An 11,600-nucleotide genomic window follows, 5' to 3' on the forward strand; every position below is an offset into this window, starting at 1 on the left:
ACGCCAAGCGTGCAGGCGACTGGGCGCACGCGCGCATTGGACTGCACTACGTGGCGCTGTGGCCGCGCTCCTATCCCTGGATCGTGCTCCTCGCCGTACCGCTCCTGTTGCCCGCGCTGCGTGGAGCGACGCTGGGCTTCCTGGTCGGTCTATCGCTCTACGCCGTGCACGTCATCCGACTCGGCGGCGATCACTTCGAGTTCCACCGCTCCTTCCTCTACGTCCTGCCGCTCGCGGCCGCGCTGCTGGGCGCCACCGCGGCGCGGCTGGTGACGGAGCGCCAGCCATGGAAGCTGGCGCTCCTCGTCGTGCTCTCGGCGGCCTTGCTGGTTTTCTCCGCCCGACCGCACGTGCGCGCCGCCGCCTTCCAGTGGGTGCAGCTCGCCTCGCGACTCGGGCTCGTTCTGCAGGAGCGGTATCCGCCGGGGACGCGTCTCGGGCTCTTCGCTCTCGGCGCCACGGGGTACAGTTCGCGTTTGCCGGTGGTCGACGCCCTCGGCATCGCCGACCGTCACGTGGCGCGGTGCGATCTGTCGAAGGAACATGTCTGCGCTTTGGACATCGGCCACGAGCGCGGCGACCCGGCCTACGTGCTCGAGCACGCCGATGTCGTCGTTTTCTTCGCTGCCTACGCACCGGTGCGCTTCGAGAGCCTGGAAGAGATCCGCGAGGGCTTCTACAGCCAGAAGAAATTCCTCGCCGCCGCGGCCACGGCGGTGCAACAAGGCAGGTTCCGCCTCGGCAACGTGGAGTTCATGCCCGGAGCCTATTGGGCGGTTCTGGAGCGCAATCGATGACGGTGCGCTGGGTGTGGCTGCTGGTGCTGGGGCTGGCGCTTCTCGCCGGTTGGCGGCTGGAGTCCGTGTCGTGGCAGCACCAAGCGGGAGCGAGTCCGGTTGCGATCGAGGATCGGCGCGAACATCGCTTCCGGAACCTGACGTACTCGCAGACCGAGCACTTGCTCGACGCCTTGTTGCGCCGCGCCTACGCGGCGACGACGCCGAAGGAGCGGGCCCTGGCCCTGGCGCGCGTCGCCACACTGCAGCGCGAACGGGGACTGCAGGAAGCGGCGGAAGCGGCGGCACGGGAGGCGCTGCAGCTCAGCCGAAGCGATCCAGAGGTGCGCGCCCTCCTCTCCAGCCCGCTGCGTCTCGAGGACATCGAGCCCCGGCCCTAGGCGCGAGGGCTCAAGGGCGGAGCGACTTGCGCGCGCGCTCCTGGCGGTGCAGAGGCCGCAGGAAGTAGACGCCTCGTCCGGTGGTGCGTCCGTGCGCGTCCCGCCCATCCCAGTGCGGGATAGGCTCGGTGTTCGGCTCGAGCCGGCAAACGAAGCGTCCGCGCACGTCGTACACGGCGATGGCTGCCGGCGTGACCTCGGAGCGGACCGCATTCCCGCCTCTCGTGTCGAATCCCCCTGGCATCCCCTGCGGCGCGAGAGGTGGCTGCAAGCCACCAGGGTGCGGGCCTTGGCCTGCGTGTGGTGGGCTCGGAGTGTCGCCGGGAGGCAGACGGCCGAGACCGCGCGTCGTCGCCACCCACAGATGACCGGCGGCATCCTGGTCGAGGGCGCGCACCTGCGCTCCGGGAAGCCCCTCCAGGACACCGCGCAAGCTCCAGGTACCGTCGGCGCCGAGAATCCACAAGCCACGATGGGTGCCGCAGGCGACTTCTGTGCCCCACCACTGCACGTCCAAGAGAAAGGCGTCGGGTGATCCCGGCACCGGTTGCAGGAGAGCACCATCCCACAAGGCCAGCCCGCGATCGGTGGCGACGGCGATGTGGCCACGGCCATCGCGGCTCAAGCTGCCGAAGTACGCGCCCAGGAGAGCGCTGGAACAGGGGGGCTGGAGCCAGGTCTCTCCTGCATGGAAGGCGAGACCGGCGTACGACGCGCTCGCCCACAGCGTGTCGCCGGCGCCGATGAGGTCGACGACCGTGTGGGCTCCAGGCCAGAGCGGTAACTCCTCCCAAGCGCCGCCGCGGCGGGCGTGCAGACCGGCGTCGCCGCCCACCCACTGCAGGCCGCGGGCGAACGCCTGGGTCGCGATGTGCGTCGGTGCGCCAGCAACGGGCACGAAGTGCGGTGAACCGGCCGCTGCTTTACGCACCGACGCGTAGGGGATGCGGGGCAGATGGGGCATCGACGGCGCGTCGCGGCGCACGAAGAGACCCGCCGTCGCAGTGCCCACGAAGAGCGTGTCCCCGAGGAAGAGAAAGCTCGTGATGTCCGCCGGTGGCAACCCTTGCTCGGCGCCGAAGTGGGCCCAGTCGGGATCGAGGAAGCAGCTCGCCATTCCGAAGGGATGCCCGAACCAAGCGCGGGCACCGCTCGCCTCCGAGCGCGCCAGCAGGGCGAGAGTGAAGTTCGCCGCAGGACCGGCGGGCAAGAGCAACTCCTGGCCGGTGAGCGAGGACACCTGACTGCCTGCACTCCACCAGATCTCGCCACGCGTTCGCGCCAGCGCCACCACGGGTCCGGCGATGCCGGCGACGAGAGTGGCGTCTTCCTCCAGGCGGTCGAGGTGGAGGCGAGCCAAGCCGGCATCGAGACCGACGTAGAGGAAGCCGTCCTCGCCTTCGACGAGAGCGTGGCAGCGTTGGGCGAGAAGCGGACTGGCAGGGAAGGCGTGGACGCCGAGGTCCGATCCGATCCAGGCAAGGCCTCGATCGGTGGCGACCCACAGGCGCCCACGCGAGTCGGCGAGCAGCTGGCGGACGCGGTGCGACGGGAGTCCGTCTTCCTGCACGAAGCGGAGCCAGCGTTCGCTCTCGCTCGTCCGGCGCAGGAGCCAGACACCGTCGTTGTCGACGCCGGCGGCGAGGCCGAGGGGGAAAGGCGGTGCACCGGCCTTGTCGAGGCGTTGCGGGTCGGTGTGGCGCACGGCGCCGAGCCAAGAGGTGAAGAGCGCCAGAGCCACGACGCGGCCCGCCCGAGTGGGGACGAGCAAGGAATCCAGGCGCTCGCCCTCCCAGAGAAGGAGCTGCGCCCGATCCCCGCCGGCGAAGAGTCGTCCTACGGGAAGCGCCAGGCACGCCGAGAGAGAGGGTCCGCGTTCGTCGGTACGGGCGAGGACGGAGTGCCACGGTCCCTCCATCGAGCCGCGGGCCATGCCGTTCGCCGTGGCCACACCGAGAACCTCTGCATCCGGCGCGAAGCTCGCGGCGAGAGCGAGATGACTCGGCAAACCCTCCGCGGTGGTGAGATGCCGCGTGCGGCCGCTCGGCAGATCCCAGAGGACGACGCCGCCTGCAGTGGCGGCAGCCAGCACATCGACGCCACCCGTCAGGCCGTAGATCGGCGCGGGCCGGCTCCACACGCTCTGCGCCGGCGCCACGCTTGCCCAGGTGGCGCCGACAAGGAAAGCAACGGAAGCGGAGAGTCGCATGCTTCGCCAAGAGAGGTGAGACCGGGGAACGTCAGGAGCCCAGGCAACGGCCGTGCCGCCCCGCCTCCGCATCCTGCAAGGCTGCGACGGAACACGATGTCCACCCGGGCGACGCTCGCCGTCATCGTGCGATGCAGGGCACGAGCAGTTCCTGTGGTTTCCAGCGCTTCCCCATGCTGCCTCGCCCTGGGCAGCACGATCTTTGCTTGTTCTATCGGGGGGCCTTCCCTCGCGTCACGGGGGCGAATGGAATGCTGCAAGGCTTGCTCAGCGGGGCCATCCTGGCCGGCAACATGGCGACGGTCGCGCTGCCGATCGATTCGGTCGAGGTGTACTACCTCACCCACGATTACGCCGCGGTGGTGCGCCTGGTGGAGGCCAAAGAGAGCCCTCCGATGCACGATCAGCTCCTCCTCGGCTGGTCGTACTACCGCTTGGGACAGATGGAGCGAGCCAAGGCGGCGTTCGAAAACGGCCTGCAGATCGCGCCTGCCAGCCTGGAGCTGCTGAACGGCCTCGCTTTTGCGCAGTACCGGCTGGGGCAGGCGACGGCGGCGGAGACCAGCTTCCGAGCGGTCCTGGTGCGGAGCCCCGAGCGGGTGGAGAGCCAGAGGGGGCTGGCCTTCGTGCTCTTCACCACGCAGCGCTTCGAGGAGTGTCTGCCGATGTTCGATGCCTTCTGGCGCCAGGATGGGAGCGACAAAGAGGCCGAATATCACTTGGTCAAATCGGTGGACGGGCTGCTTTCCAGCTGGCAGCAACAGAAGAAGACGCTGGCGCAGATGGTGGAGCAAGCCTGGCAGTACGAAGCCGCAGGCAACCGGAGATCGGCCTTCGAGATGTTCCAGTGGATCGTGCAGGTCGAACCCTTCCATCCCGGCGCGCGGCTGGGCCTGGGGACGCTGGGGCCGAGCTTCGGGCACGAGGCCGAAGCGCGGGCCGCTCTGGAGAGCCTGCTGCGGGAGAACTCGAAGGACGGCGACGCGCGTCTGGCGCTGTCGCGCCTGCATCTGCAGGCCGGCCGTTCCAAGGAGGCGGAGAAGGAGCTCAAGCGCTTCCTCGATGCCCACCCGAAAGATCCGCGGGGCGAGGCTTTGCGCGACGAGATCGCGGCGCGCCGCACCGGGGAGGCCGTGCCATGACGAGGCTGGCGCGCCAGGCAGGCCGTCGCACGAGAGTGCTCGCGCTCGTTCTCTGTTGCGGGTGCGCGGTGGCGACCGCTGCCGGCCGGGCCGCGGCCCAGGCAGAGGCGGCGCGTGCCGCCGAGGCCGGGACGGACCGCGATCGCTGGCTGGCCGAAGGCGATCGGCTCGTCGAGGCCGGCAAGTACGAGGAAGCTCGCGAGGCCTACCTGCACGCCGATCAAGTGCGTCCCAACGATCCGGTGGTGCTGGCGAAGCGGGCGGCGCTGGAGCTACGCCGGGGAAACCCCGCCGAGGCCGTCGATCTGTACGGCCGGACCTTGGCGCTGCAACCGGGTTACTACGACTTCCGCGTCGGCCTGGCGCGCGCCCTCGCCGCCGATGGGCGCTTCGACGGCTCGATCAAGGAATGGGAGGGGCTGCTGCAGTCGCACCCGGTGGACTACGTGGTGCTCCTCGGCGCGGCGCAGACCTCGGGCTGGGCGGGACAGTTCGATCGCGCCATCGTTTTCTACGAGCGCTTGCTCACCCATCACACCCACAGCATCGAAGGTCTGTTGGGTCTGGCGAGCGTGCTGGCCTGGAACGACGAGTTCGAGCGCTCCATGGACATCTACAAGCGCGTGCTCGCCATGGATGGGAAGAACCGGGAAGCCAAGATCGGCATCGCCCGAGTCTACGGCTGGCAGGGGAAACTGCAGGAGGCGCGCACGCAGTACGAGATGCTCCTCGGCGAGACGCCGAACGACCGCATCCTGCTGGTGGACTACGCCAAGGTGCTGGCCTGGAGCGAGGAATACGACGCGGCCATCCGCATCTACGAGCAGGTGCTGAAGGCGGACCCGGACAACACCGAGGCGCGACTCGGCCTGGCCCGCGTCGTGGCCTGGAATGGTGACCTCGACCGGGCCGAGCAGATCTACGATGCCGTCCTCGAAGAGCAGCCGCGCAACCGCGACGCGGTGATGGGCAAGATCCAGATCATCCACTGGGGCGGGCGCCCGCTCGGTGCCAACCGCAAGGGCACGCCCGAGGACGCGGCGCCGCCGAAGCCCACGGCGAAGAACGACACCCCAGTCAAGCGCTCTGGTTCGTAGCTGCTGCACGAACGCCGCGAGAAATGCGATTCCCCCGCGGGCTTCAAACAACGCAGGCGGAAGGTACGAATGGCTCGCTCGCAAGGGTTGGCGGCCGCCTGCGTAACTCGCCCGCGGAGGAATCGCATCTCTCGCGAGTGCAGAGCGCCATGCGGCGGGCCAGACGGGCGGCGTGGTGTCTCGCTGCGGTTCGATGGGCCGCGATCGGGCGGGGGCTCCGGCGGCCGCAACGGGCCGGCCGAGGCATGAACGGGCAACTTGCGGCCCCATGCGGCGCGCTCCGGGCCGTGATGGTGCGTGGTACGCCCATTGCAGCGTGTCTCTGGAATCCGCGCCCGATTCCGCGACCATCGTCCCGGAGTCGGAGCGGTCGGGAGGCTTAGCGGGCATGGCGCGCACGAAGTCGATTCTCCTCGTGGAGCAGGACAACGCCATCGTCAAGTTTGTCACCCTCATTCTGGAGAACGAGGGTTACCGCGTCTTCACGGCGCGGGATGGCGAGGAGGCGCTGCAGAAGGTGCGGCAAGCGCCACGGCCCGATCTGGTGCTGCTCGAGATCGTCCTGCCGCGCAAGAACGGCTACCAGGTGTGCCGGGCCCTCCGGGAGGACAAGGCGCTGCGCACCCTGCCGGTGGTCTTCCTCTCGGCGAAGAGCCAGCCCAGCGATCGCTTCTGGGCCAAGCGCGTCGGGGCCGACGGCTTCGTGGCCAAACCCTTCGATCCGGCGGATCTGGTGCGCGAGATCCGCTCGCGCCTGAAGAAGCCCCAGCTGGCGACTGCGTGAATCGCCGCGCCGGGAAGCGAGGCGAGACGCTTGCTCGACCGCATCGCCACCCTCCTGCTCCAGGTGTGTCTGGGCGCAGCGGGGCTCGCCCTCGGCCTCTACGTCCTGCGCGAATGGAGCCTGCGTCTCCGTGAACGCCGGCTGCAGGCGCGGGTGCAGCATCTGAAACAACTCTTCGCCGAGCTCGACGCCGAGAGCGCCGTGGCCTATCGGGCGGCGCGGCGGCGGCCCGAGGTGCTCCGCGACCTGGACGCGCTCGAGCGCTTGTTGGCCGAGCGCCGTTCTCAGCTCGGCCCCACGAGCAGCGCCGAGGAGATCCAGGCGCTCTACGCCTCCTACGACGAGCTCGGCCTGCTGGAGCGCACCATTCATCGACTCGGCCACGGCAGGCGCTGGGCCGAGCGCGCCTTCGCCGCGCGCATGCTCGGCGAGATCGGCCACGTCCGCGCCGTCGACTCCCTCATCCGGGTCATGCGCGACACGCGGGAGGAAGACCGCGACGTACGCATGGCGGCGAGCCGGGCGCTCGGGCGCATCCGCGATCCGCGGGCCCTGGAGCCCCTCGTCGAGGCGCTGGGGTTGCCGGAGAGCTGGCTGCCGCCGCGCATCGCCGAGATCCTCCTCGAGTTCGGCGAGGCGGCGTGCGAGCCGCTGCTGCGCAAGCTCGCCGAGCGCGGCGAAGTCAACACCCGCGCCTGGGCGGCCGAAGTTCTGGGCCAGCTCAAGCACCCACGCGCCGTGCCGGCGCTGCTCGCCTGTCTCGCCGATCTCCACGACCAGGTGCGTTCTCGCGCCGCCGGCGCCCTCGGCAAGATCGGCGATCGCCACGCCGTGCCCGAGCTCATCCACCTCATGCTCGGCGATCCGGTGCCGTACGTGCGCATCCAATCGGTGCGGGCCCTCGGCGCCATCGGCGATCCCCGCGCTCTGCATCATCTCATCGACTCGCTGAAGGACGGCGAGTGGTGGGTGCGCGTGCGCGTCATCGAGGCCCTGGAGCAGCTGGGAGAACGAGCCGTCGAGCCCTTGCTGCTGGCGCTCGAGGATCCGGATACGGAAGTGCGGCAGCGCGCCGCCATGACGCTGGAACGCCTGGGCGTGCTCGACACCCTGCTCGAGCGCGTCGGCGATGGCGACGTCGCGGCGCGGGAGAAGCTGGTCGCCGCCGCCCAGTCGGGAGTGGTGGAGATCCTTGTCGCCGCGCTGGCTCACAGCAATCCGCGCGTCCGTTACGCGGTGGCGGAGATTCTCGGCGAAGTGCCCCACGCCACCGTGGCGGCGGCGCTGATCGAGCGGCTGCAGCAGGAGCAGGCGGCCCCCATCGTGGCGGAGCTGCTGCGCTCGCTGGCGAAGCTGCGGGAGGAGAAGGCGGCCGAGCCCATCAGCCGCCTCCTCGGGCACGGGAACGAAACGATCCGGGTGGAAGCGGTGCGGGCGCTGGAGCGTATTCCGTTCCCGAATCCGAACGAACTCCTCGCTGCCGCGGTGCGCGACCCGCAGCCGCGGGTGCGTGGCGGCGCCGCGGTGGTGCTCGGGCGCGTGGGTGACCGCAACTCGGTGCCGGCGCTCCTCGAGCTGCTCGGCGACTGCGACGCCGCGGTGCGCGCCGAGGCGGCGCGCGCCCTCGGCCTGCTCCGCGCCAGCGAAGCGGTGGCGCGCCTGGTGGACGCCTTCCACGACTTCGCTCCGGAAGTGCAGATCGCTGCTGCCCGCGCCCTCGGGCAGATCGGGGTGCCCGATTGCCTGGAGACCCTGGTGCGCGGCCTCGAGAACGCCAGCGCCGAGCTCGGCGACGCCATCGCCTGGGCTCTCGGGCAGATCCAGTGGCAGGACCCGGATCGGGTCATCGACGTGCTCTTCCAGGGGGCCGATCGCACCAGCCGCCTCGGCGTCATCGACGTGCTCGGCCAGCTCGGGCACGACACCGGGCGCGAGCTGGTGCGCGCCATGCTCGGCGATGGGGACGCCGAAGTGGTGTGCAAGTCGGTGCACGTCCTCGGCGACCTGCAGGATCGGGAAGCGGTTCCCGATCTCCTCGAGCTCCTGCGCAGTCCGGCGGAGGCAGTGCGCCTCGAGGTCCTGGACGCGCTGGCGCGCATTCAAGACGGGGGGGCGCTGCCGGCCATCCGCGCTGCCGTCTTCGATCCCTCGGAAGCAGTGCGCGGCCGCGCCGTGCTGGTGCTCGCGGCACTGCGCGACCTGGCCTCGGCGGATGTCATGCGCGGCGTGCTGGTGTCGCTGCGCTCGAGCGAGGAGATGCGCGGCTACGCCCTCCTCGGCCTCATGGTGCTCGACCGCGATGCCGATCTGCCGGCGATCCTGGAGACGCTCGAGTCGTTCCCGCTCTACGACTTCCTGCAGGACCGCAAGCGCAGTCAGGATCCGATCCTGCACGCGACGGTGGAGACGGTGCGGGCGGAGCGCGCCGTCGAGTTCGTCGTCGCCTCGCAGCGGTCGCGCACCGAGCTGGAGGAAACGCTGCTGGAAAAGCTGGAGACTTCCCAGGACGAACGCATGCGCGTGAAGGTCATTCGCACCCTCGGCTTCCTGCGCAGCCCGTCGAGCTACCCCGCCGTGCTCCGCACCTTCCACAAGGATCCGAGCGAGGAGGTGCGCATCGCCGCCCTCACTTTCCTGGGTGAACGGGCGCCGCGCGACGACTTCATGCGCCTGCTCCTGGAGGGCTTGAAGGACCTGCAGCCCCGGGTGCGGACGGAGGCGCTGCGGCGCCTGCACGACGCCGACCTCGACGAGGCCCTGCAGGTCGTCGTCTGGCAGCTCGACACGGAGGACGAGGGGTTGCTGGCAGCGCTGGCCGAGTTCCTCGGCGGGCTCGCACCAGCGCGGATCGAGGCCTTCCTCGACGGCGTCATGGGGCTCGAGCTGTCACCGCGGGCGCGCCAGGCGCTCGTGCGCGTCCTCGGTCGGGCGCGGCTGCACGGCGCGGCGGCGCTGCTCGAGGCGTTCCTCGAGGATGGTTCGCCCGAGCTGCGGCGCACGGTCACGGGCTCGCTGGGGCAGCTGCCGGCCCGCCAGTCCCGCCGGCTCTTGCAGGCGTGCCTGCAGGATCCGGATCTCGCCGTGCGCACCGAAGCGCTCGATGCGGCCGCCGCTCTCGGCGCCACCACAGCGCTGGCGACATTGCGGCAAGCGCTGGAGGACCCAGCCGCGGAGATGCGGCGCCGGGCGCTGCTGCACCTGGCACGTCTCCGCCCCGAGGCGGCGGTGCAGGACTTCCTCGATCTGTCGCGCGATGCGGAGCCGCAGGTGCGGGCGGCGGCGTTGGCAGCGCTGGCCGTGGAGGGGAGCCATAGCGTCGAGGAGGTCGTCGGCCCGAAGGACGTGCCGCTCATCGCGGCGGCGCTGCGGGAAATCCATCCGGCGGAGTTCTTGGAGAAGCGCCTCGCGGCGTCCCGCGCCGTGGGCGAACGGCTCGGCGCCTTGCGGGCGCTCTTCTTCCGTGATCCCCATAGCCGGGCACGGGCCCTGACCGCGGCGCGGGTCGACCCGTCGAAGCGCGTCCGCGCTGCCGGCGCGCGGCTCGAGGAGATCTTGCAGGTGTGGCTGCTGTCCCCCGAGGCGGCCGAGCACCTGGGGGCGACACCGCTCGCTCCGGTGACGGCGCTGCCGCAGCGGGCGGGAGCGTAGCCCCATGTATCATGACCTGGCGCTTTTCTTCACCTGGTCGTTCTTGGTCTATTTCCTCGCCTATCATAGTTTCAATTTCATGCTCCTCATTCTCGCCTTCTTCGATGTGCGGCGCGGTCTCTGGCTGCGCGCTCTGGATGCGCCGGATCTGCTGCTCAAGTCGCCCTACACGCCGCCGCTCTCGATCCTGGTGCCCGCCTACAACGAGGCGGTGACGATCGGGGCGTCGCTCCGCTCGCTGATGGCGCTCCGCTTGCCGCGTTTCGAGATCATCGTGGTCAACGACGGCTCCAAGGACAAGACGCTGGCGGTGCTGCAGGAGTCGTTGCAGCTGCGCCGGCGCGACTTCCCTTACCGTCCGGGCATCGCCACCGCCCGCGTGCGCGGTTTGTACGAGTGCACCCTGCCGCTGCCGCCGGCGGTGGAGCGTATCGTCGTCGTCGACAAGGAGAACGGCGGCAAGGCGGACGCGCTCAACGCCGGCATCAACGCCTCCGCCTGCCCCTATGTCATCTCCATGGATGCGGACTCGCTCATCGATGACGTGGCGTTGCTGCAGATCTTCCGCGTGCTGCTGGAGCGGCGCGACGTGGCTGCCGTCGGCGGGCAGGTGGCGGTGGCCAACGGCTGCCGCATCCAGCAGGGCAAGATCCTGAAGGTGGGGCTGCCGAAGAGCAAGCTGGCGCGCTTCCAGATCATCGAGTACGTCCGCAGCTTCACCGCGGCGCGCACGGCGCTGTCGCGGCTGAACGGGCTGCTCATCGTGAGCGGCGTCTTCTGCATCTTCGAGAAGGAGCTGCTCATCCGCATCGGCGGCTACCTGACCGAGCATCTCAAGTCGCGCCTGGTGCACGAGTACGCCGGGCGCGGCTCGAGCACGGTGTGCGAGGACATGGAGATCGTGGTGCGCTTGCACCGGTACCTCCAGGAGAAGGGTCTCAGGAAAGTGATCCTCTCCCTGCCGTACCCCATCTGCTGGACCGAGGTGCCGGAGCGCGCCCGGGATCTGGCGAAGCAGCGCGGGCGCTGGTTCCGCGGCTTCGTGGAGATCCTGGTCTACCACCGGCACATGCTGTTCAACCCGCGCTACGGCACGGCGGGGCTCATCGGCTGGCCGTCGCTCGTCCTCTTCGATTTCCTCGGACTCTTCGTCGAAGCCTTCGGTTATGTGTCGCTGCCCGTGTTCGCAGCGCTGCAGATTCTTTCGTACAAGTACCTGGTTCTCTTCCTCGCCATCGCCTTCGGCTACGGGGCGCTGGTCTCCATGCTCTCCGTTCTCCTCGCCTTCTGGTCCGAGCCGGCAGCGCCCGGCGAGATCCGCGGCCGGCCGCTCCTGGCCTCGCTCCCGGCTCGGGATCTCGCCACGCTGCTCCTCTACTGCCTGTTCGAGAACATTGGCTACCGGCAGATGACGATCCGCTGGCGCTTCAAAGGTCTCGTGGACTACCTGCGGGGCAAGAAGAGCTGGGAGAAGTTCGAGCGCATCGGCTTCACCGAGCAAACGACGCCGGCGTAGACGGCGCCCGAAGCTTCACTCCGGTCG

At 69.8% G+C, this 11,600-nt stretch carries 8 protein-coding genes; 7 read left to right on the forward strand and 1 reads right to left on the reverse strand.

Features of this window, described 5'->3' with window-relative positions; all coding sequences use genetic code 11:
- Together VFE28_13705 and VFE28_13710 are read left to right on the forward strand one after the other, a co-directional pair.
- Nucleotides 1-797: hypothetical protein (locus VFE28_13705; protein HZM17052.1), on the forward strand; the 797-nt coding region annotated here is incomplete at its 5' end.
- Nucleotides 794-1,177, forward strand: coding sequence for a hypothetical protein (locus tag VFE28_13710; protein ID HZM17053.1), 384 nt, complete (start codon nucleotides 794-796; stop codon nucleotides 1,175-1,177). The genes VFE28_13705 and VFE28_13710, both read left to right, overlap by 4 nt.
- A gap of 10 nt (nucleotides 1,178-1,187) precedes the next feature.
- On the opposite strand, the gene VFE28_13715 is transcribed toward VFE28_13710, so the two are convergent.
- Complete coding sequence (locus VFE28_13715; GenBank protein HZM17054.1) at nucleotides 1,188-3,386, reverse strand: two-component regulator propeller domain-containing protein; 2,199 nt, start codon at nucleotides 3,384-3,386, stop codon at nucleotides 1,188-1,190.
- A 251-nt stretch (nucleotides 3,387-3,637) separates the two neighbouring features.
- Between VFE28_13715 and VFE28_13720 the strand changes: the two genes are divergently transcribed.
- The 5 genes from VFE28_13720 to VFE28_13740 all read left to right on the forward strand — a co-directional run bounded on the left by VFE28_13720 (nucleotide 3,638) and on the right by VFE28_13740 (nucleotide 11,573).
- A complete protein-coding gene (locus tag VFE28_13720) occupies nucleotides 3,638-4,528 on the forward strand; it encodes a tetratricopeptide repeat protein (GenBank protein ID HZM17055.1) in 891 nt (296 codons plus the stop codon).
- On the forward strand, nucleotides 4,525-5,625 hold the full coding sequence (locus VFE28_13725) for a tetratricopeptide repeat protein (protein HZM17056.1): 1,101 nt from the start codon (nucleotides 4,525-4,527) through the stop codon (nucleotides 5,623-5,625). The genes VFE28_13720 and VFE28_13725 overlap by 4 nt, the downstream gene beginning before the upstream one ends.
- Nucleotides 5,626-6,013: 388 nt before the next feature.
- Nucleotides 6,014-6,409 (forward strand): response regulator, encoded by a 396-nt coding sequence (locus tag VFE28_13730; GenBank protein HZM17057.1) that lies wholly within the window; start codon nucleotides 6,014-6,016, stop codon nucleotides 6,407-6,409.
- Nucleotides 6,410-6,439: 30 nt separating this feature from the next.
- Nucleotides 6,440-10,057 (forward strand): HEAT repeat domain-containing protein, encoded by a 3,618-nt coding sequence (locus VFE28_13735; GenBank protein HZM17058.1) that lies wholly within the window; start codon nucleotides 6,440-6,442, stop codon nucleotides 10,055-10,057.
- A gap of 4 nt (nucleotides 10,058-10,061) precedes the next feature.
- Complete coding sequence (locus VFE28_13740; protein HZM17059.1) at nucleotides 10,062-11,573, forward strand: glycosyltransferase; 1,512 nt, start codon at nucleotides 10,062-10,064, stop codon at nucleotides 11,571-11,573.
- Nucleotides 11,574-11,600: the final 27 nt, after the last annotated feature.

The sequence above is a fragment of the Candidatus Krumholzibacteriia bacterium genome, from assembly GCA_035649275.1.
Lineage (GTDB): Bacteria > Krumholzibacteriota > Krumholzibacteriia.

Coding starts and splice junctions, on each gene's coding strand:
- VFE28_13710 (HZM17053.1), top strand. CDS start 794: ATGACGGTGCGCTGGGTGTGGCTGCTGGTGCTGGGGCTGGCGCTTCTC.
- VFE28_13740 (HZM17059.1), top strand. CDS start 10,062: ATGTATCATGACCTGGCGCTTTTCTTCACCTGGTCGTTCTTGGTCTAT.
- VFE28_13715 (HZM17054.1), bottom strand. CDS start 3,386: ATGCGACTCTCCGCTTCCGTTGCTTTCCTTGTCGGCGCCACCTGGGCA.
- VFE28_13720 (HZM17055.1), top strand. CDS start 3,638: ATGCTGCAAGGCTTGCTCAGCGGGGCCATCCTGGCCGGCAACATGGCG.
- VFE28_13730 (HZM17057.1), top strand. CDS start 6,014: ATGGCGCGCACGAAGTCGATTCTCCTCGTGGAGCAGGACAACGCCATC.
- VFE28_13725 (HZM17056.1), top strand. CDS start 4,525: ATGACGAGGCTGGCGCGCCAGGCAGGCCGTCGCACGAGAGTGCTCGCG.